This window comes from Robertmurraya korlensis (assembly GCF_023715225.1).
Classification (GTDB): Bacteria; Bacillota; Bacilli; order Bacillales; family Cytobacillaceae; genus Robertmurraya_A.
Genome location: NZ_JAMBNS010000011.1, coordinates 136,558 through 157,799 on the forward strand (window position 1 = coordinate 136,558; position 21,242 = coordinate 157,799).

Annotated in this window: 17 protein-coding genes; 3 read left to right on the top strand and 14 right to left on the bottom strand. The window is 40.5% G+C overall.

The features are described 5' to 3' along the window. Nucleotides 1-71 precede the first annotated feature (71 nt). The 3 genes from putP to M3175_RS18925 all read left to right on the top strand — a co-directional run bounded on the left by putP (nucleotide 72) and on the right by M3175_RS18925 (nucleotide 2,993). Nucleotides 72-1,556 carry a sodium/proline symporter PutP gene (gene putP / locus M3175_RS18915; protein WP_251522459.1) on the top strand — a complete coding sequence of 495 codons (1,485 nt, stop codon included), beginning with the start codon at nucleotides 72-74 and terminating at the stop codon, nucleotides 1,554-1,556. A 257-nt stretch (nucleotides 1,557-1,813) separates the two neighbouring features. Then, entirely contained in the window at nucleotides 1,814-2,323 is a 510-nt protein-coding gene (locus tag M3175_RS18920; protein ID WP_251522460.1) for a DoxX family membrane protein, read from the top strand. 157 nt (nucleotides 2,324-2,480) lie between these two features. Beyond that, on the top strand, nucleotides 2,481-2,993 hold the full coding sequence (locus tag M3175_RS18925) for a DoxX family membrane protein (protein ID WP_251522462.1): 513 nt from the start codon (nucleotides 2,481-2,483) through the stop codon (nucleotides 2,991-2,993). 61 nt (nucleotides 2,994-3,054) lie between these two features. Here M3175_RS18925 and yidA read toward each other — a convergent pair whose 3' ends face one another. The 14 genes from yidA to M3175_RS18995 form a co-directional block, all read right to left on the bottom strand. Beyond that, a complete protein-coding gene (yidA, locus tag M3175_RS18930; RefSeq protein WP_251522464.1) occupies nucleotides 3,055-3,888 on the bottom strand; it encodes a sugar-phosphatase in 834 nt (277 codons plus the stop codon). Between the two features lie 177 nt (nucleotides 3,889-4,065). Continuing rightward, on the bottom strand, nucleotides 4,066-5,394 hold the full coding sequence (locus M3175_RS18935; protein ID WP_251522467.1) for a 6-phospho-beta-glucosidase: 1,329 nt from the start codon (nucleotides 5,392-5,394) through the stop codon (nucleotides 4,066-4,068). A 215-nt stretch (nucleotides 5,395-5,609) separates the two neighbouring features. Further along, a complete protein-coding gene (gene gatB / locus M3175_RS18940; RefSeq protein ID WP_251522469.1) occupies nucleotides 5,610-7,037 on the bottom strand; it encodes an Asp-tRNA(Asn)/Glu-tRNA(Gln) amidotransferase subunit GatB in 1,428 nt (475 codons plus the stop codon). Nucleotides 7,038-7,048: 11 nt separating this feature from the next. Then, nucleotides 7,049-8,506 carry an Asp-tRNA(Asn)/Glu-tRNA(Gln) amidotransferase subunit GatA gene (gene gatA, locus M3175_RS18945; protein ID WP_251522471.1) on the bottom strand — a complete coding sequence of 486 codons (1,458 nt, stop codon included), beginning with the start codon at nucleotides 8,504-8,506 and terminating at the stop codon, nucleotides 7,049-7,051. 11 nt (nucleotides 8,507-8,517) lie between these two features. Beyond that, the gene (gene gatC / locus M3175_RS18950; protein WP_251522473.1) at nucleotides 8,518-8,808 is read right to left on the bottom strand and encodes an Asp-tRNA(Asn)/Glu-tRNA(Gln) amidotransferase subunit GatC; all 291 of its coding nucleotides are present in this window, start codon (nucleotides 8,806-8,808) and stop codon (nucleotides 8,518-8,520) included. Between the two features lie 303 nt (nucleotides 8,809-9,111). After that, nucleotides 9,112-9,537 (bottom strand): YueI family protein, encoded by a 426-nt coding sequence (locus M3175_RS18955; protein WP_251522475.1) that lies wholly within the window; start codon nucleotides 9,535-9,537, stop codon nucleotides 9,112-9,114. A 163-nt stretch (nucleotides 9,538-9,700) separates the two neighbouring features. Next, nucleotides 9,701-10,984, bottom strand: coding sequence for an isocitrate lyase (gene aceA, locus M3175_RS18960; RefSeq protein ID WP_251522477.1), 1,284 nt, complete (start codon nucleotides 10,982-10,984; stop codon nucleotides 9,701-9,703). Nucleotides 10,985-11,449: 465 nt separating this feature from the next. After that, nucleotides 11,450-12,997, bottom strand: coding sequence for an L-glutamate gamma-semialdehyde dehydrogenase (gene pruA, locus M3175_RS18965; protein WP_251522479.1), 1,548 nt, complete (start codon nucleotides 12,995-12,997; stop codon nucleotides 11,450-11,452). A gap of 111 nt (nucleotides 12,998-13,108) precedes the next feature. Further along, on the bottom strand, nucleotides 13,109-14,278 hold the full coding sequence (locus M3175_RS18970) for a CamS family sex pheromone protein (RefSeq protein WP_251522481.1): 1,170 nt from the start codon (nucleotides 14,276-14,278) through the stop codon (nucleotides 13,109-13,111). Between the two features lie 4 nt (nucleotides 14,279-14,282). Continuing rightward, nucleotides 14,283-16,295: an NAD-dependent DNA ligase LigA gene (ligA, locus tag M3175_RS18975; RefSeq protein ID WP_251522483.1), complete on the bottom strand. Its 2,013-nt coding sequence runs from the start codon at nucleotides 16,293-16,295 to the stop codon at nucleotides 14,283-14,285. A gap of 136 nt (nucleotides 16,296-16,431) precedes the next feature. Beyond that, entirely contained in the window at nucleotides 16,432-18,654 is a 2,223-nt protein-coding gene (pcrA, locus tag M3175_RS18980; RefSeq protein WP_251522484.1) for a DNA helicase PcrA, read from the bottom strand. A gap of 53 nt (nucleotides 18,655-18,707) precedes the next feature. Beyond that, a complete protein-coding gene (gene pcrB / locus M3175_RS18985; protein ID WP_251522486.1) occupies nucleotides 18,708-19,400 on the bottom strand; it encodes a heptaprenylglyceryl phosphate synthase in 693 nt (230 codons plus the stop codon). 473 nt (nucleotides 19,401-19,873) lie between these two features. Beyond that, the gene (locus M3175_RS18990) at nucleotides 19,874-20,188 is read right to left on the bottom strand and encodes a YerC/YecD family TrpR-related protein (protein WP_066057816.1); all 315 of its coding nucleotides are present in this window, start codon (nucleotides 20,186-20,188) and stop codon (nucleotides 19,874-19,876) included. A 13-nt stretch (nucleotides 20,189-20,201) separates the two neighbouring features. Beyond that, entirely contained in the window at nucleotides 20,202-21,242 is a 1,041-nt protein-coding gene (locus tag M3175_RS18995; protein WP_251522488.1) for a DUF3048 domain-containing protein, read from the bottom strand.

The window sequence follows — 21,242 nt, forward strand, 5'->3', positions numbered from 1 at the left end:
ATAATAATGATAGAATATTTTATATATTTTAACCATTAGTTTTTCACTATAACAAAGGGGGAAAAATACATATGGAAAATGAAGTATATCAGGCTATATCCATTGCTATTTACATGGCTGGAATGCTATTGATCGGTTGGTATTCCTACCGAAAAACTAGTAATCTAACAGACTATATGCTTGGTGGAAGATCATTAGGCCCTGCCGTGACCGCACTCAGTGCTGGTGCTGCGGATATGAGTGGTTGGCTCCTCATGGGATTACCTGGTGCGATCTACGTCAATGGACTCGTAGATGCTTGGATTGCGATTGGTCTTACAATCGGCGCTTACCTAAACTGGGTCCTTGTTGCTCCAAGACTTCGCTCGTATACTCAGGTAGCAAATGATTCAATTACCATTCCAGGTTACTTAGAAAATCGTTTCAAAGATCAAACCAAACTTTTGCGTATCGTCTCAGGTGTTGTTATTCTCGTATTCTTTACATTCTACGTGTCTTCCGGAATGGTTTCTGGAGGCGTATTCTTTCAGAGTTCTTTCGGAGTTAGCTATCATACAGGATTATTCCTCGTATCTGCGGTTGTTATCGCTTATACATTATTCGGTGGTTTTTTAGCCGTTAGTTACACCGATTTTATCCAAGGTGTTATGATGCTACTCGCACTTATTTTTGTCCCTATTATAGGTGTATTTTCAACTGGTGGACCTGCTGAAACGTTCGAAACCGTTCGAATGGTCAATCCAAACTTTTTGGATTTATTAAAAGGTGCTACCTTCATTGGAGTCGTCTCTGCTATGGCGTGGGGATTAGGATACTTTGGACAGCCACATATTATCGTTCGCTTTATGGCCATCACAACGGTCAAGGAAATAAAAAGTGCTCGCCGTATCGGGATGACCTGGATGATTTTCTCTCTCATTGGAACCATTCTTACAGCAATGATTGGGATTGCTTATTTTAAGAAAAATCCTGAGTTAACCCTTTCTAACCCTGAAGCCGTCTTTATTGAACTTGGACAATATTTGTTTCATCCGATCATTGCCGGTTTCCTTTTAGCTGCTGTCTTAGCCGCGATCATGAGTACGATTTCATCTCAGCTCATTGTTACTTCCAGTGCTCTTATTGAAGATTTATACAAAGTACTATTAAAGAAAGAAGCGACCGACAAGCATTATGTCTTATTAGGAAGATTAGCAGTTTTAACAGTGGCTGTTATTGCCCTATTATTAGCCCTCGATCAAGACAATACGATTCTTTCACTTGTCGCATACGCTTGGGCAGGATTTGGTGCGTCCTTTGGTCCTGTCATTATCCTCAGTCTCTTCTGGAGAAAGATGACGAACTGGGGTGCCATTACAGGTATTATCACGGGTGCCATTACAGTGATTGTTTGGAAACAAGCTGAAGGTGGAATCTTTGATTTATACGAAATTGTTCCTGGCTTCATCCTCAATGCGATTGTGGTGATTATTGTCAGCATCCTGACATATAAACAAAACGATCAAATTGAAAAAGAATTTAATGAAAGTATTGCCTTGTTAAAAGAAGAGAAATAACGATTACTGAACAACTCATTCGACAGCGAATGGGTTGTTTTTTTGTCGGAAATACTCTTTTCCTGGGAAATACATACTTATTTCCACTAAACTTGTCTATTCATGTTGTTCATAAAAGTGACATAGTTCACACTTCGGTCAATAAGCTTTTAACAAACTGTGAACTTATGTGTATCCCTATGGTTATTACTATGGTCACATCGTATATTATGAGTGTAATGATTAATCAAAATCATTTTTGAAAGGCGGAATCATTTATGTTTAATCAATTTTTAAGAGAAAACAAGATTTCTGCAGCGCTTCTTACTCTATTACGTGTGTATCTCGGTTACGCTTGGATGTCAGCTGGCTGGGGCAAAATAACTGGTGGTTTTGATGCTGCTGGATTCTTAAAAGGTTCTATCGCTAACCCTGTCGCTGGTCCAGATGGAATTGTGTATAGCTGGTATGTTTCTTTCCTTGAAGGTGTGGCACTACCGAATGTGGATCTATTTAACTTCCTTGTACCTTGGGGTGAATTTTTAGTTGGTTTAGGATTAATCCTTGGTTGCTTTACAACTGCTGCTATGTTCTTTGGTCTAGTCATGAACTTCTCTTTCATGCTTGCTGGTACTGTATCTCATAACCCTACAGACATTTTAATGGGTGTGATTATTCTTACCGCCGGATTCAATGCAGGACGTTACGGTTTAGATTATTGGGTGGTTCCTTTCCTTCGCAAAACATTTATTAAAAAGAATGCAACGATTCTTCAGCAAAAGGCGTAATAATTGAAATCTAAAAAATGGGCATTGTTAACAATTCGTTCAAAAGATTTCAACCAATTTGTGAAATGTTTCACAAAATGATTCTTTTCACTATTACAAGATTGTATATTATGAGTGTAATCATTTATTAAATCCATTTTGAAAGGCGGAATCATTTATGTTTAATCAATTTTTAAGAGAAAACAAGATTTCTGCAGCGCTTCTTACTTTATTACGTGTGTATCTCGGTTACGCTTGGATGACAGCTGGCTGGGGCAAAATAACTGGTGGTGGTTTTGATGCTTCTGGATTTTTAAAAGGTTCTATTGCAAACCCTGTCGCTGGTCCAGATGGAATTGTGTATAGCTGGTATGTATCTTTCCTTGAAGGTGTCGCTCTACCGAACGTGGATCTATTTAACTTCCTTGTACCTTGGGGTGAATTTCTAGTTGGTTTAGGATTAATTCTTGGCTGCTTTACAACGGCTGCTATGTTCTTTGGTCTAGTGATGAACTTCTCTTTCATGCTAGCTGGTACTGTATCTCATAACCCTACAGATATTCTAATGGGTGTGATTATTCTTACTGCCGGATTCAATGCAGGACGTTACGGCTTAGATTACTGGGTGGTTCCTTTCCTTCGCAAAACAGTTTTCAAAAAAGGGGCAGACCTTCTCCAACAAAAAGCCTAACTAAAACTCATAAATTAAAAGACATAACCTATTTTATATGTTTAATAGGTTATGTCTTTTGTTATTGTTTTACTACCGCATTTTTTGCACTATTGTTTAAAATTAATTGTTCAATTGCATAGGCAACTCCATGCTCATTATTAGAATGTGTATGGAACTGTGCGATTTCTTTGACGGTGGGTACAGCGTTCGCCATCGCTACGCCACAACCTGCATACTCAATCATGGTTAAATCATTCTCGCCGTCTCCAATACAAATCACTTCTTCACGAGCAATTCCTAATTTTTCAACAAGGAGCTTTACGGCATTTCCTTTACTCACACTCGGATGTAAAATTTCATAAAAGTAAGGAGTACTTCTCACCATCGTATATTTTCCCTTAAGCTCTATAGGAATCGAAGCAATCGTTTCATCTAAGCGCTCAGGATCTCCAGCAAACATTACTTTAGGAATTAAAATATCTGATGGTACTTCTTCCATTTCACGATAATGTAATGGCACACTATTCACAAACGATTCTAAAACGGTATATGGACTAATATCCTTATTCGGAGTGTAAATGCTTTGAGAATCAGAAAAATGCATGGATGTCTCTAGCTCCTGACTGACTTTGTAGAGTGTCATTAAGTCTTCATGTGTCAATGATTTTTCTAACAACACTTCCTTTGTTTCTGAATGCTGAACAAGTGCCCCGTTAAATGTAATAACAAACTCGTTATGAAGATCCAGTTCTTCAATGAAACCATGCACCCCTCCGATAGGTCTTCCTGTGCAAATAACCACTTTGACCCCTTTTCGTTTAGCTGCTTGGATTGCTTCATTTACTTCCTTTGTTATCTCCTTTCGATCATTTAGTAAAGTTTTATCAATATTAATAGCAAGCAATTTATACATGTTAATCATTCACTCCAGTGCTATATATCTACAAAAATAGATTTCCAATCCCCTACAATAAAACAAAACTGATTAAAATCGTTAAATTTGATACTGTCCCAATCATTTTTTATCATATAAACTTGTTGAGATGATAAAACAAGGGATAGTTCCGTCCCAGAACTATCCCTTTAAAACCTATGCTTCAACTTTTGTGAAGAATTGTGGTAAATGCTCTTTGTGTGCTTCAAGCATTTCATCTAAGATTTCTTTAGCTACTTTATCTCCAGGTACAAGAGGGTTAATAGTCATCGCTAGTAAAGCCGTTTTGTAATCCCCAGTAACCGCAGCTTCAGCGCTCACTCTTTCAAAGGATTTGATTTGTTGAACCAATCCGTTAACAGCCACAGGAAGTTCTCCAACTGCAATTGGTTTAGGGCCATCTTTTGTGATGACACAGTTTACTTCAACAGCTGAATCATCAGGAATTCCTTGGATGGCTCCGTTGTTTCTAGTATTAACTGGTTGAATGTCGCCTTTGTCATTGTAAATAGAATTGATTAAACTACAAGCAGCATCACTATAATAAGCACCGCCACGCTTTTCTAATTGAGGTGGCTTGATGTCTAGATTTGTGTCTTTGTATAACTCAAACAGTTCTGTTTCTAAAGCTTTTACTACTTCTGCACGCGTTCCTTCGTTCTCCGCTGCACGTTTTTCATCTGCTAACATTTCATCTGTTTTGTAGTAATAACGGTGATACGGACAAGGGATCACGCCTAAACCACGAGCGAAATCAGCTTCCCAAGCAAGGTTACGAATGTTTTTCATTGTCATTTCGGCAGTTGGATTCGCTAACGCTTCAACGACTTCTTCTTTTACACTCTTTCCGTCTAAGAATACATCTAAGCCAAAGACCATATGATTTAAACCAGCAAAATTAACTTTAACTCGGTCTGAATCTACATCTAATATCTTAGCAATATTCATTTGAATACCGATTGGCACATTACATAACCCAACTACTTTTTTGATATTGGAATAACGAAGAACGGCTTCGGTCACCATTCCTGCTGGGTTTGTGAAGTTAACAAGCCATGCGTCTGGACATAGCTCTTCAATGTCCTTACAAATATCTAGAATAACAGGGATCGTACGAAGACCTTTGAACAGTCCACCTGGTCCATTTGTTTCTTGACCGATCACATCATATTTAAGTGGAATTCTTTCATCTTTAATACGAGCATCTAATAAACCTACTCGGAATTGAGTAGTAACGAAATCTGCATCTTTTAGTGCCTCACGTCTATCTAAAGTTAAGTGAACTTCAATTGGAAGTCCTGCTTTTTCTACCATTCTTTTTGCTAAATTTCCGACAATCTCTAACTTTTCTTTCCCAGCCTCGATATCAACAAGCCATAGTTCACGTATAGGAAGTTCATGATAGCGCTTAATAAAACCTTCAACTAATTCTGGAGTATAACTTGAACCTCCACCAATTGTAACAATTTTAATGCCTTTACTCATTTTACATCCTCCTAAAATAGTAAATGACTTACTAACTCCTATTCTAGTTGGAAAAGATTAGTTTGAATATACATCTTGATGAAAGAGATTTGTTTCCCGTTGAAAAATACTTGTTCCTTAAAAATTACACTGTGTTTTTTTCTTGCATAAATAGAAAAGAGGATCCCTGCTCGTATATGGAGCAAAAATCCTCTTCTTCGTTAGGGTCTATTTTTTTACCTTTTTTGAATCTCTTGTTGTAACAGCTTGTTTACTAATGGTGGATTCGCCTGACCCTTTGTTGCTTTCATGATTTGACCAACAAGGAAACCAATCGCCTTTTCCTTCCCATTTTTAAAATCATCAATGGATTGCGGATTGGCATCAAGAACTTCAGCAATGACTTTTAGGAGAGCACCTTCATCAGAAATTTGTACAAGACCTTGATCTTTGACAATTTTCTCAGCACTTCCGCCTTTTTCAACAAGCTCTTTAAATACCTTCTTCGCAATCTTAGAAGAAATGGTTCCATCGCTAATGAGCTTGATCATACCAGCTAGTCCTTCAGGAGTTAGGGCTACGTCAGCAAGCTCCTTTTGCTCTGCATTCAAGTAGGCCGATAACTCACCCATGATCCAGTTGGAAGCTTGTTTCGGATCGGCACCTGCTGCTACAGTCGCTTCAAAGAAATCTGCCGTTTCTTTTACCACCGTTAATACAGCCGCATCATACGCAGGTAATCCCCACTCTTCGGTATAACGCTTCTGTCTTGAATCTGGAAGCTCAGGAATTTCTGCAGAAATGCGAGCCTTCCAATCCTCATCAATATACAGATCCGTTAAATCTGGTTCAGGGAAGTAACGATAATCTTCCGAACCTTCTTTTACCCTCATTAATAAAGTGGTATTCGTTGCTTCGTCATAACGACGTGTTTCCTGCTGAATCTCTCCTCCAGCTCTGATCACTTCTTCCTGACGCTTCGCTTCATATTCGATTCCTTTGCGAACGAAGTTAAAAGAATTTAAATTCTTTAACTCGGTCTTTGTCCCAAACTCCTCTTGTCCCACTGGACGAATCGAAATATTCGCATCACAACGTAAGGAGCCTTCCTCCATCTTACAATCAGATACGCCTGTATACTGAATAATCGATTTTAATTTTTCTAAATAAGCATAAGCTTCATTTGCTGTACGAATATCCGGCTCAGATACGATTTCAATAAGAGGGGTTCCTTGACGATTGTAGTCACATAGGGAATACCCATTTCCGTGGTTTAGCTTTCCAGCATCCTCTTCTAAGTGGATTCTTGTAATGCCGATTTTCTTTTTATAACCATCTACTTCTATTTCGATAAACCCATGTTCACCGATCGGTTGGTCAAATTGAGAAATTTGATAGGCTTTCGGGTTGTCTGGATAAAAGTAGTTTTTACGATCAAACTTTGTATGGGTTGCGACCTGACAGTTCAGGGCCATACAAGCCTTCATTCCGTAGTCAACAACCTTCTTATTCAGTACAGGTAAAACCCCAGGATACCCAAGGTCGATTACCGTTGTATTCGTATTTGGTTCCGCACCAAAATGATTGGGACTTGCAGAGAAGATTTTTGATTCTGTTTTTAACTCTACATGGACTTCAAGTCCAATTACCGTTTCGAATTCCATTCTTATCCCCCTTACAGACCTGGCTTTTGCTTGTGGAAGTCTGTCGCCTGCTCAAATGCATGAGCTACACGGTAGACAGTTGCTTCGTCAAAGTGCTTACCGATAATTTGTAAACCTAATGGCAGTCCTTGATCAAAACCACATGGCACAGAAATTCCAGGTACCCCAGCAAGATTTACTGGAATGGTTAAAATATCATTAGCATACATCGTTAGTGGATCACTTGTTTTTTCACCAATTCTAAAAGCAGGTGTTGGTGTTGTTGGTCCAACGATTACATCATATTTCGCAAATACATCCTCAAAATCCTTTTTAATCAATGTACGTGCCTTTTGTGCCTTTTTATAATACGCATCATAATAGCCTGAGCTTAAAGCAAAGGTCCCAAGCATAATTCTGCGTTTCACTTCATCTCCAAAGCCCTCTGCTCTTGAGTTTTTGTACAGGTCCATTAAGTTGTTCGAATTTGGCGAACGATAGCCATATCTGACTCCGTCAAAGCGTGCTAGGTTTGCTGACGCTTCGGAAGAACTTAATAGGTAATATGTTGAAAGAGCATACTTCGAGTGAGGCAAAGAAACTTCCTCCCAAGTGGCTCCTAGCTTTTCAAGTGTTGCAAGAGCTTTAAGGACAGATTCACGAACCTCTGGGTTCACACCTTCTCCGATATATTCCTTTGGAACACCGATCTTCAGCCCTTTTACATCACCTGTTAAGGCGTTCACATACGAAGGAACCTCAACATCCGCAGACGTCGAATCCATTGGATCCACACCAGCAATGGCCTGTAAAACGTAGGCATTGTCTTCGACGGTTCTAGTAATTGGACCAATCTGGTCGAGTGAAGAAGCAAAAGCAATTAACCCAAAACGAGATACTCGTCCATAAGTAGGCTTTAAACCAACCACTCCACAAAAACTAGCAGGTTGACGAATCGATCCACCTGTATCGGAACCTAGTGAAAATGGAACCTCACCGGCTGCTACGGCTGCTGCTGACCCACCTGAAGATCCACCAGGAACGGTCTCAATATTCCATGGGTTTTTCGTCTTTTTAAAACTAGAGTTTTCCGTTGACGATCCCATGGCAAACTCGTCCATATTTAATTTCCCAATCGTAATCGTTTCTGCTTCCTGAAGCTTTTTCACAACGGTAGCATCATAGATTGGATTAAAATTATGTAGAATTTGGCTTGCGGCTGTTGTACGTAAATCCTTCGTTACAATATTGTCTTTAACTCCAATTGGCATACCAAACAGCAAACCTTTTGCTTCGTCCGTTCCTAGCTTTTCATCTAGTTTTTTGGCTTGGCTTCGTGCTCGCTCTTCATCTAATGTTAAAAAGGCAGCGACTTGGGTATCAACTTCTGCTATTCTTTTATACGACTCTTCTACAAGATCTGAAACACTAATTTCTTTTTTATGTAACTGTTCATGAAGATCAGATACTTTTTGATCGAATAAGCTCATATGGTCCCTCCTTACTCAATAATCGGCGGAACTTTGATTTGTCCGTCCTGTTGATCTGGTGCATTTTTTAAGACAAGCTCTTGTGGCAAGCCTTCTTTTGAAACATCTTCTCTTAATACATTCTTAATATCTAAAACATGGGATGTCGGTTCCACATTTTCTGTATCAAGCTCGTTCAATTGCTCCGAGAATGTAATGATGGCATCTAGCTGTTTTTGAAAATTCACAGCTTCTTCTTCAGTAATAGCAAGTCTCGCTAAATGCGCCACATGCTTTACCTCTTCAATGGATATTCTTGACATCCTCTCACCTCCATAAATTTTTTTGAACTTTTCACACAATAATACACTGATGATATCAAAGTTTTAGGCTTTGGGCAAAGGGATATTAAAAGCGGAAGCGCCTTGATTAGCTCCGACAGGCATAAGACGGAGACCGCAAGAGGTCCTGACCTCTGGAGGGCTTTGGCTTATGACCAAGGAATAATGGCATTAAATTATTCCACCGATGAGCTAGGCGCTGGAGCTAGACACTGTTCAAAGTTCAGTATTTTATCTTTCTTAATCTTTATTGAAAAAAGCAGTACACATTTCGCGACTGCCAAGTTAATTGCCAAATAGCTTTTCGAAGAATCCCTTTTTCTTTGGAGTAGATTCTATGATTATTTTCTTTTCAACATAAATGCTTTCCTTATCGATTGCGTAATCATAGGCAAGAACAAGCCCCAGTTCCGAGTCATATTCTTTATTTGTCACAAGCGTATACTCAACACCATACTGATCGGCTACCTTTTTATACTTAGACAAATACTCGTAGGTCATATTGCCATTTAAATAGAGATGCGCTTTTTTATTTTCTTTTAGAGCTGCCTCCACCTCTGGATAGATGCCTGGTTCAATCAGCTGTGATTGTTTTAGGGCAATAACAACACGTTCTCGTAAGCTTCCTAAATATCGGCGTCTTTCATCTGGATTGATTTCCTTTTTTCCGTGAATCCCTTGCTGAAGATATTCATCAATATCAGGTCGCATATATCATCCCTCCTCCTTAAATTTGTATGTAGATCCCCCAATAATGGTTCATATCTAAAGTATAACCCAATTGCAAGGACAAAAAAATTCCTCCCCTTTCATAAGAAAGAGAAGGACGAAATGGAGGTTTACAAATAAAGGTGTAAATCAAGTTTGAAGCCTCTTACTTTGTTGCAGTAAACTGCTCTTCTTCCGTTGACCCCTTTAAAGCCGTTGTGGAAGAAGTACCACCAGAAATCACCATTGAGACTTGGTCAAAGTAACCTGTACCCACTTCTCGTTGATGTCTTGTAGCCGTATAGCCATTTTCTTCGCTAGCAAATTCTGCTTGCTGAAGCTCTGAATACGCCGCCATTCCACGATCCTTATACCCACGAGCAAGTTCAAACATACTGTGGTTTAGGGCATGGAAACCAGCTAACGTAACAAACTGGAATTTGTAGCCCATCTTACCAAGCTCGATTTGGAACTTTGCAATCGTGTCATCATCGAGCTTCTTTTTCCAGTTAAACGATGGAGAACAATTATATGCTAAAAGCTTTCCAGGGAATTTCTCATGAATCGCTTCGGCAAATCTTCGTGCTTCTTCAATATTTGGCTCCGATGTTTCACACCAAATCAAATCTGCGTAAGGTGCGTATGCTAACCCTCTAGCAATGGCTTGGTCAAGTCCAGCCTTCGTACGGAAAAATCCTTCTGGCGTTCTTTCACCGGTAATAAACGGAGCGTCCACTGGATCCACATCACTCGTAATGAGATCCGCTGCATTGGCATCTGTTCTTGCGACTAGTACAGTTGGAACACCCATTACATCAGCAGCAAGACGTGCCGCAATAAGGTTACGTACAGCGGTTTGCGTTGGCAGGAGTACCTTTCCACCTAGATGACCACATTTTTTCTCAGAAGATAGTTGATCTTCGAAGTGAACACCCGCCGCTCCTGCTTCAATCATACCTTTCATCAATTCAAAACAGTTCAGTTGTCCACCAAACCCAGCCTCCGCATCCGCGACAATCGGTGCAAACCAATCGATCGAATCGTCCCCTTCCGAGTGAGTAATTTGGTCTGCCCTTTGTAACGCCTGATTAATTCTCTTTACCACACTTGGTACAGAGTTGGCTGGATACAAGCTTTGATCTGGATACATATGTCCAGAAAGATTGGCATCTGCTGCCACTTGCCAGCCGCTTAAGTATATGGCCTTCAAGCCCGCCTTCACCTGTTGAACCGCTTGATTACCCGTTAATGCACCTAGTGCATTGACGAAGTCTTCTTCTTTCACAAGCTTCCACAGCTTTTCTGCTCCCCTTCGTGCCAATGTATGTTCAATATCAATCGATCCTCTTAATTTAATAACTTCTTCGGCAGAATACGGTCTTTCAATCCCCTTCCAACGCGCATCCATTTCCCAGCTTTCCTGTAACTCTCTTACTCTTTCATTTGTCATTGTAAAAACCTCTCCCTTCGTTTATGTCCTCATTGTTATAATACAGTTATCTTTACATGTTGTATTATATAACAGAGTTTTGGAGATAGGAACCACTTTTTCTAAAATTTTCAGATTATTTTTTCGACAAAATCTCCAAAGCGGAAGCGGTTTGTTCAGGGGCGACACGATTCACTTTCTAATTGACCGGTTGTAGTTGGATTTTTGCGATTTCCAGGATATATTTGCGATTCTGAAAATATTTTTGCGATTCTGAATTTTTATTTGCTATTCCAGAAATTTATTTGCGATCGTCAAATTTTTTTGCGGTTTTCCCATGCGTTCATGTCATAACCTGCTTCTTATGACTTCTCACTCTCGTTCCCCCTTCACATGCACGTCATAACTACACTTACCCCTTGCCCCAGAGGTACCCAACACACCAAAAAGCACCACCCCAACTCTGGAGTCGTGCTAGCAAACTAATCAATACAATTCAGATGTTGTTTTCGCCTGTAAATGCAGCAACAAGTAATCAGGGCCGCCCGCTTTTGAGTCGGTTCCTGACATATTGAAGCCTCCGAATGGCTGATATCCGACAATGGCACCTGTACAGCCGCGGTTAAAGTATAGATTTCCGACGTGGAAGTCTTCGCGGGCTTGTTGGATATGCTCACGGTTGGTTGTTATAACCGCTCCCGTTAATCCATATTCCGTGTTATTGGCTATTTCAATCGCTTCGGTAAAGTCCTTCGCCTTTGTAAATCCAACAACTGGGCCAAAGATTTCTTCTTGCATTAATCGTGCATTCGGGGCTAAGTCAGCAAATACGGTAGGCTTAATGAAAAAGCCTTTAGAATTATCTCCCCCTCCTCCAGCGACTAGGCGACCTTCCTTTTTTCCAATATCAATATAACTCATGATTTTATTAAAAGCGCTTTGGTCTATCACAGGTCCCATATACGTGCTTTGCTCTTCCGGATTACCAAGAGTTAATTGATGGGTTAACTCCACCACACGCTTTAATACGGTATCGTACACATCCTCCACGATGACGGCTCGGGAGCAAGCAGAACATTTTTGACCAGAGAAGCCAAATGCTGAGGCAACAATGGATTGTGCCGCTAATTCAAGATCGGCTTCCTTATCAACGACGATCGTATCTTTTCCACCCATCTCAGCGATTACTCGCTTTAACCAGATCTGACCTTCATTCAATTTAGAGGCACGTTCGAAAATTCGAAGTCCCACATCTCTTGATCCAGTAAAGGAGATAAAACGGGTATCCTTGTGATCAACCAAGTAGTCACCCACTTCCGCTCCACTACCAGGTACAAAGTTGAGTACTCCCTTTGGTAATCCCGCTTCTTCCATGACTTCCACAAACTTCGCTGCCACCACAGGAGTAGTGGAAGCCGGTTTTAAAAGAACCGTATTCCCAGTAACGATCGCGGCTACAGTTGTTCCAGCCATGATGGCTAACGGAAAATTCCAAGGAGAGATAATGATTCCAACACCCAATGGAATATAGTCATACCGGTTAAATTCATTTGGACGGCTATTTACCGGTACACCGTCTTTCAGTAGCAGCATTTGACGCGCATAATATTCTAAGAAATCAATTGCTTCAGCTGTATCCGCATCTGCTTCTCTCCACGGTTTCCCCGCTTCCTTTGTTAACAAAGCCGAGAATTCGTGTTTACGACGGCGGATGATGGCAGCTGCTTTAAAGAGTACATCAGCACGTAGTTCTGGCTTTGCTTTTCTCCAGGTTTTAAAGGCCTCAACAGCCGCTTGCATCGCTTTTTCTGCTAGTTCACGATTGGCCTTAGCCACGCGTCCAATGACTTCGGTTTTATGTGAGGGATTATATGAAATAATTTTATCTTCTGTAGAGATTCGCTCGCCACCAATGATCAAGTCATAGTCTTGGCCAAGATATCCTTCCACTGTTTGTAAGCCTAATAAAAATCCTTCGCGTTCATGTTCATTAGAAAAGTCTGTGAATGGTTCATGTTTATACTGTTGTACCAATTCTTCCGCCTCCTTATGTATGAAAACGTTTCACAACCCATTTTAGCATGGAAACGAAAGCACCTACAAATGAACAGAAATAAAGACAAGGTCTTCACCTTGTCTTAAGAATTATTGATAAATATGAACAAATGGTTCTTTGTCTCCCGCCTCTTTCACGATCAGACCTTCTTGTCCGTTAACCGAAGTGATGTTCACCTCGACTGAATAGTAGTCAGGGAAATGTTCCATCACTAAGCCTGTTACGTATTGCGTGAAGCCAACTGCCTCTGCTTTTCCGTAAAACTGGATCGGGATATCGATTTTCAACTCTTGAAGTTGATCTCCTACATAAAACGCCTGACCAATGACACCGTTAAAGTTCGGAAAGTACGTTTCTACGTCCTGTTTAAAATTTAAGAAGAAGGTAACATCGTCACGATGCGCATTTGTCGCTTCCGTTGACGGAAACAGGAAATAATTTTCGTTTACACTTTGCCAAGCGCCCAATTTTGAACTTCCTTTATCTGCTGATGCGTAAGCGATAAAACTCCCTGGAACAACAGAGGATCGACTTTTCTGTTTAAAAAGGGCAATCGTAATGGGGACATTCGCTAAGCTCTTCATCCCACGAAGTCTAGTCAGTACTTCACCAGCAATTCTTTTTCCTTCTTCTTCAAGTTTGGCTTGAGAAATTTCGGATTCAAACGTAGCACCGTACGCTTCCTTTTGATAATAATGGACAGAGTTTAATGCCAACCCGATCACCACTCCTCCGAGACGAACCGTTCCGTCTTCATCCTTAAGAAGATAGTTGTGCTCTAATAGATGCGCTAAATAAATCGGGTTTTGTTCATTATTCGCTGTGATATCTCCACCTTCAGGAATTTGCGGATTCAAACCAATGTTTTCCTCTTCTTTTAAACCAGCATCTTGTAGCTGCGCCGCGGTCATTTTCCGGTTCAGCCATAAACCAACCGTCTCCCGGTCAAGATTTTGCCCTTCCTTAAAAAGGTACTTATCTGGCCCAAAGGACGTTTGCGCAAGCCTCATTAACCCTGTTTCAAACTCACTAATATCGTATCTTGTGTTTAAGTTATTGACGATTAACCCTCTTGCTTGTGAAGGCTCAAAAGGCAGGATCGTCCGATAGTATTGATCAGAAATCTGATACTTCGGTATAATGGCCTTTTCCTTTGTATCATCGTTTTCCTGTACCACCTCTTCTTGCTTCTGAAGGTTAGGAGCACAGGCCGTTAAACTCAAGAGAACGGTAAGAGCAACCATTAGAATCTTCCTCATGGTATCACCTCTTTTTCTTCAATTCTTCGACTAATCTCTCTTCATTCCATACTTCAATTCCAAGCTGTTCTGCTTTAGTTAATTTGGATCCAGCATCTTCCCCAGCGACTACTAAATCTGTTTTCTTACTTACGCTTCCTGCGACTTTCCCACCAAACGCTTCAATTCTTTCCTTCGCCTCATTACGAGAAAGCTGTTCGAGCTTTCCTGTTAGGACAATGGTTTTCCCAGCAAAGAAATGATCGATGTTTTCAACAGCCACCTTTTTCGGACCATGATAAACGGTGTTAACTCCGGCTTCTTTTAGCTCTTGAATTAACTCTTTCACTTCTTCAAGCTCAAAATAAGCGACCACCGATTCGGCCATTTTTTCACCGATTTCGTTGATGGCCGTTAACTCTTCAGCGGTTGCCAACGCCAGACGGTCAATCGTTTCAAATTCTTGAGCAAGAGTTTTTGCCGCCTTGGCTCCTACATGACGAATCCCTAACCCAAATAGCAGCTTTTCAAGAGAATTGGCTTTCGAAGCTTTAATCGCATCGATCAGATTGTTAACTGACTTTTCTCCCATTCTCTCCAATTGAATTAACTGATCATAGGTAAGTTTATATATATCCGCCACATCTTCAATCAATTTTTCGGCAAATAGCTGACTGATGACCTTTTCACCAAGACCATCAATATTCATCGCAGTTCTTGATACGAAGTGAATCAATCCTTCTCTGATTTGTGCCGGACATTTTGGATTAATACAACGTAGGGCAACTTCCTCTTCAAGCCTCACTAACTCACTTTCACATTCCGGACAATGAGTCGGCATACGGAACTCTTCCTCTGCTCCTGTTCGCTTCTCAACAAGAACATTTACGACCTCCGGAATAATATCTCCTGCTTTTTTGACAACTACCTGATCACCGATTTTGATATCTTTTTCACGAATCAAATCTTCATTATGTAAAGAGGCACGTTGTACGGTCGTTCCTGCCACACGAACAGGCTCTAAAATGGCGGTTGGCGTAACAACTCCTGTTCGACCAACACTCAATTCAATTGCCTTTAGTGTGGTTACAACCTCTTCGGCAGGGAATTTATAAGCAATGGCCCAACGTGGACTTTTTGCAGTAGTTCCTAGCTCCTCTTGCTGTGCGAGAGAATCGACCTTAATTACTATCCCATCAATATCATACGGAAGATTTGGTCGCTGCTCCGTCCACTCATTGACGTATGTAATTACTTCTTCTATCGAAGAGCATTTTCTTCTTTCCTTATTGGTTTTAAAGCCAAGGCTTTCTAATAAGTCTAGTCCTTCACTATGTGAGACGACACCGGTCTCCCCAACATCCGCGATATTGTAGAGGAAGATATCCAGGTTACGAGAAGCAGCAATCTTTGGGTCCAGCTGTCGCAGTGAACCAGCCGCTGCATTACGAGGGTTTGCTGCCAACTCTTCCCCACGTTCTGTCTTCAATACGTTTAATGCTTCAAATGATTTCCGCGGCATATATACTTCTCCACGAACCTCGATAGACACAGGATCCTTTATTCGAAGGGGAATGGATTTGATGGTACGTAGATTAGACGTAATATCCTCCCCAATGGTTCCATCTCCTCTTGTGGCTCCTTGAACAAATAATCCATTTTCGTAACGGAGCGATACCGCTAGACCATCAATTTTCAATTCACACACATAAGAAATTTGATCTCCAACCGCTTGGCGTACACGTCGGTCAAAATCCAGTAAATCCTGTTCTCCAAAGGCATTGCCAAGACTAAGCATAGGTGATTGATGCTGTACCTTTTCAAACATATCTAAGACGGCTCCACCTACACGTTGTGTAGGGGAGTCCGAACTTCTTAGTTGAGGAAAAGTGTCTTCCAGATTGATTAATTCTCTTAATAATTGATCATATTCAGCATCTGAAACGGTTGGTTGGTCTAATACGTGATATTCGTAATTTAACTGATTTAACTGGATATGCAGCTCTTGTACTCTTTTTTCCGCAGCTTGTTGATCCATGTACTCAACCCTTCCATCAGAACTATTTTAAAATAGAAAAATATTTTTCAATCAAACGTTTGATTGAATTGCCTTCGTTCCATTTGTATCAAGGCTTCAAGGAATTTCAATCAATCGTTTGATTGATTGAAATTCTTCAACCTTTTGTTATAGGAGCAAACTTCGCTAACAGTCGTTTGATCCCAACTGGTTTAGGAAATGCGATATCAAGCTCGATTCCTTCTCCTTCACCTTTTACGCTAACAACAGTACCTGTGCCCCATTTTCCATGTACAGCCTTGTCTCCCACTTTCCAACCAAGCTCTTCTCCACCTGTTGAGTTTGTCATTGGACGAAGTACTGGCTTACGTACAGCTGCTGCTTGTCTAGCGGCAAATGGACTTGCTGACTGTGATTGTAATGTCGGCTTTTTCGGCTCTAGGCCATCGATTAGATTAGCCGGAATTTCTCCGATAAATCGAGAAGGTGGGTTCATATTCGTACGCCCAAACAATGTCCTCATTTGCGCATTCGTTATAAACAATTCTTCCTCTGCTCTTGTAATTCCTACGTAAGCCAAGCGACGCTCTTCCTCCATCTCCGCTTCTTCCATAAGAGAGCGACTATGAGGGAACACCCCTTCCTCTAGCCCTAGAAGGAACACAACCGGAAATTCAAGACCTTTTGCTGAGTGCAAAGTCATTAACACGACGGTATCGACTTGCTTTCCGTCTTCATCCAACTTATCAATATCTGCAACAAGGGCAAGATCCGTTAAGAAGGCAATCAGACTTCTATCTTCATTTCCTTCTTCAAAGTTTTTCGTAACGGACAAGAATTCGTCTAAGTTTTCTAGTCGACTTTGTGCTTCAATCGATTTTTCCGCTTTTAACATCTCATAATAGCCTGTTTTCTCTAACACTTCTTCTACAAGCTCTGTCACCGATAAATACTCTTGCATATGCGTGTAGTTATTAATTAAATCGTAAAACTCTCGACAAGCCTTCGTAATTTTCGGGCTTAATCCAATCAACTCTATTGATCCAAGTGCTTGGAACATAGACATATCATGCATGTCCGCAAAGTTGGCAATCTTATCCACGGAGCTCGATCCGACCCCTCTTTTTGGAACATTAATCACACGTGTCAAGCTGATATCGTCATCTGGGTTTGCAATCAAGCGTAAGTAAGCAAGCGTATCTTTGATTTCTTTTCTGTCATAGAACTTCACCCCACCGACGATGGAGTATTCAATATTTGACTTGAGTAACACTTCCTCCATTACACGGGACTGGGCATTTGTTCTATACAGAATAGCGAAGTCGGAGTATTTTCGTTTTCCGCTTTGAATAGCTTCCTTAATTTTCCCTGCTACGAACTGTGCTTCACTTTGCTCACTGTCTGCACGATAATAGAAAATCTTATTTCCTTCTGGATTTTCCGTCCAAAGATTCTTGTCTCTTCGATTTAAATTGTTTTTAATCACTTCGTTCGCTGCAAAAAGAATTCGCTTGGTAGAGCGATAGTTTTGTTCTAGAAGAATAACCTCTGAACGCGGATAGTCCTTTTCAAACGAAAGGATATTGGCGATATCTGCCCCACGCCAGCGATAAATCGACTGATCCGAGTCACCGACCACACATAGATTTTGGAATCGTTGAGCCAAAAGTTTAACCAGCATATATTGAGCACGGTTTGTATCTTGATACTCATCCACATGAATATATTGGAACTTTCGTTGATAGAACGTTAGTACCTCTGGAACACGTTGAAAAAGCTGAATCGTCGTCATGATCAAATCATCAAAATCGAGGGCTTGATTTTTACGCAATCGCTTCTGATAAAGCTCGTACACATCAGCAACAATTTGATCCATATGACCGCTCGCATTTTTCGCAAATTCTTCTGGCCCAATCAGTTCGTTTTTCGCTGAGCTAATAGCCCCCAGAATCGCACGTGGATCATACTTTTTCGGATCAAGGTTTTTTTCTTTTAAAATGGTCTTAACGACGGATTGTTGGTCCGTTGTATCAAGAATTGTAAAATTACGATTGTATCCTAGTCGGTCAATATCTCTTCTTAAAATACGCACACACATCGAGTGAAAGGTAGATACCCAGATTTCATCGGCCACTCCGCCCATCATGGAATAAATACGTTCCTTCATTTCGCGCGCCGCTTTATTCGTAAACGTAATCGCCAAAATATTGTACGGATTCACTTGTTTTTCTACCATCAAATAGGCAATACGATGCGTAAGTACTCTCGTCTTTCCACTACCCGCACCAGCCATCAATAACAGAGGACCATCAGTCGTTTTCACCGCTCGCTGTTGTTCTGGATTTAATCCACTTAATAATTTATCTGTTAAGTATTGCACTATATTTTCACCACCATACAAACATATGTTCTTATTCTTATTTTACCTTTATACTACTTTTTAATCAATTTAATTTCGACCGTTTGAAGGGCTTCCTCTAAATTGTCATAAACAGCATTTCCCACAATAATAACATCCGCTAGTTCAGCCATTTCCTTCGCCTGATCTAATGTATGAATACCTCCACCGTAAAACACGGTTGTTTCCTGTGTTGCTTGGCTAACTGCCTTCACGATCTCAGGGTCGCCATAGGTTCCACTGTATTCTAAATAAAAAATAGGCAAATGAAACATCTTTTCCGCAATTTGCGCATAAGCCACCACATCTTCCTTGGTTAAGGAGGTTTGGGCGTGAGTTAATTTGGCTGCTTTACAATTTTCGTTCAAGATACAATATCCTGCAACAAGAATTTCATCCCAATTCATAATCTCCCCATATTCCTTAACCGCTTGATGATGTAATTCAACAATCCATTTGGAATCAGGACTATTTAGGACCGTAGGGATAAAATATAAATCAAATCCAGGTGTAATCGACTCAAGGTTTGAGATTTCTAACACACAAGGCACCGTGTATCTTCTAATTCTTGCCATTAAATCCAGTACCTTTTCATCCGTTACTCCATCAGTTCCACCAACAATGACGGCATCTGTACCTGACTCACATATTCTCTCTAGTGCTTCATCTGAGATGTCCTTATCAGGATCTAATTTAAAAGCATGACGCCATTCTCTTGCATCGTACATGCTGTAACCTCCCATCTAACTATCACATTACACCATTATAGCACTAGCGAAAGTTTCTAAAAAATAAAACCGAAGATTTCTTATTATGAAAAAGCACTTGAAGTCACGATCGTGGTTTTTTTAATGATTGATTGACCTTTTTGCAAACTTTAAAAGCTTATTTTGTCTTGCTGTCATCACAGGGGAAGGACGATTTCAGAATAAGCGGAGATTTTCCGGTTAGACTCCTGAATAGAGCTTGGTTTGGGGTAAATAAGCGGAGGTTTTCCGCCTAAGTAAAGAAAAATCACCCATTTTCATGTTTTTTGAGTCAATAAACGGAATATCTCCGTCTATTTTAGCTATTTCCCGTGCATTTTCCTGATTAAGGGGAATTTCTCCGCTTATTTTTTAAACTGCCTTTTGTAAAAGGGAAATTCAAAAAAGGATTAGAGATATTTGCATCTCTAATCCTTTTATTCTCCAACTATTTTTTATTCCGAAATGGTTCCTGCTTCTTCCTCCTTTACACGCTCTAGCGCCATTTCATACGCATCGTTTCCGTAATTCAAGCAACGCTTTACACGTGAAATGGTTGCTGTACTAGCACCTGTTTCTGTTTCGATTTTATGATACGTTTTCCCTTCACGTAGCATACGGGCTACTTCTAACCGTTGTGCTAATGATTGGATTTCGTTTACCGTACATAAGTCATCAAAAAACTTATAGCACTCTTCTAAGTCCTTTAGCGTTAATACCGCCTTAAATAACTGGTCAAGCTCTTTGCCTCTTAATTTATCAATTTGCATTATCTAGACTCCTTTATGATTGTATCGTAACGGTTTGTGCCAATCCTGGATTTGTTGGAACGATATTGATCCATGTTTTCCCTGGAACAAACTTGACTTCTTCACCATTTAAAAAAGGTAGAATTCTTCCATCCACGTTTTTCCACTCTACCTGAAGAAGCTTTCCTTGCTGTAATAAATACCCTTTTCCACCAGAGGTTAAATCAATCTCTCTTCTTCCAGAGTCATCGAGTACCGTGTGCTCCATCTCAGCAATAAACACATTGTCGAGAAGAACCGGCTCCTCTGAATCTAAATCTATCGTTTGTTCATCATTTGAATATCTCGCATATTTTTTGCTGCTGTTATCGTATTTGTAGTCGACCTTAAAAAGATTACTCTTTAAGTAGGCAACTGTCACATGCTCAGCAGCCTCACCAGTAATACTGGTTAACTCGTCTTCCTCATAAAAAGGTAGCGCCTCTGGAGCATCTGTCATGTCATAACCGACTTGTTCTGCTCCCTTTACAATATTTTCGTATGAAATATAACTGTTATGTGGTGCCTGCCTAAAGCTCGCACGTTTAAACAGCGTACCGTCATACTGCATTCCATTTAAATTGTCGATCACACCACTCGTAAGCATCTCCTGTGCCTCAGGGCTGTACCCATGGGCGACATATAATGCATCATAGCCACTCGCAAGGTCAATATAATAATCCCTTGCACTTCTTACTGGCCCAATATTTTCAGGATGTTCGCTTTGAAAAATGGCCAGAAATCTCGTTACATTGCCCTCAGCTAACACTTCGTAAACGATGTCTGCCTGGTTCAGTGCGGACTGCGGTCTTGCTTTTGGATCATTGTTGATCATCACACCAAACGCTCGACCAGAAGGTTCTTCAGATAGTTCCACACCAGATAAAGGAGCTTCAAAGGTTTGGACCGCTTCCTCGACAACTGTATCTCCCTCTTCGACTGGTTTTTCACTTTCCTGTTGAACCTCTTCTACTTTATTACAGCCAGTAAGTAAAAAGGCAGATGCCAACCCGACTGTTATCCATTTCCTTAGCAT

Bases quoted from the DNA above. Each gene is read 5' to 3' on its own strand.
- M3175_RS18995 (WP_251522488.1), bottom strand. From the start codon at position 21,242: ATGCTAAGGAAATGGATAACAGTCGGGTTGGCATCTGCCTTTTTACTT.
- gatC (WP_251522473.1), bottom strand. From the start codon at position 8,808: ATGTCAAGAATATCCATTGAAGAGGTAAAGCATGTGGCGCATTTAGCG.
- M3175_RS18955 (WP_251522475.1), bottom strand. From the start codon at position 9,537: ATGCGACCTGATATTGATGAATATCTTCAGCAAGGGATTCACGGAAAA.
- putP (WP_251522459.1), top strand. From the start codon at position 72: ATGGAAAATGAAGTATATCAGGCTATATCCATTGCTATTTACATGGCT.
- yidA (WP_251522464.1), bottom strand. From the start codon at position 3,888: ATGTATAAATTGCTTGCTATTAATATTGATAAAACTTTACTAAATGAT.
- M3175_RS18935 (WP_251522467.1), bottom strand. From the start codon at position 5,394: ATGAGTAAAGGCATTAAAATTGTTACAATTGGTGGAGGTTCAAGTTAT.
- M3175_RS18920 (WP_251522460.1), top strand. From the start codon at position 1,814: ATGTTTAATCAATTTTTAAGAGAAAACAAGATTTCTGCAGCGCTTCTT.
- M3175_RS18990 (WP_066057816.1), bottom strand. From the start codon at position 20,188: ATGCAAATTGATAAATTAAGAGGCAAAGAGCTTGACCAGTTATTTAAG.
- pcrB (WP_251522486.1), bottom strand. From the start codon at position 19,400: ATGTACGATGCAAGAGAATGGCGTCATGCTTTTAAATTAGATCCTGAT.
- M3175_RS18925 (WP_251522462.1), top strand. From the start codon at position 2,481: ATGTTTAATCAATTTTTAAGAGAAAACAAGATTTCTGCAGCGCTTCTT.
- ligA (WP_251522483.1), bottom strand. From the start codon at position 16,295: ATGGATCAACAAGCTGCGGAAAAAAGAGTACAAGAGCTGCATATCCAG.
- M3175_RS18970 (WP_251522481.1), bottom strand. From the start codon at position 14,278: ATGAGGAAGATTCTAATGGTTGCTCTTACCGTTCTCTTGAGTTTAACG.
- aceA (WP_251522477.1), bottom strand. From the start codon at position 10,984: ATGACAAATGAAAGAGTAAGAGAGTTACAGGAAAGCTGGGAAATGGAT.
- gatA (WP_251522471.1), bottom strand. From the start codon at position 8,506: ATGAGCTTATTCGATCAAAAAGTATCTGATCTTCATGAACAGTTACAT.
- gatB (WP_251522469.1), bottom strand. From the start codon at position 7,037: ATGGAATTCGAAACGGTAATTGGACTTGAAGTCCATGTAGAGTTAAAA.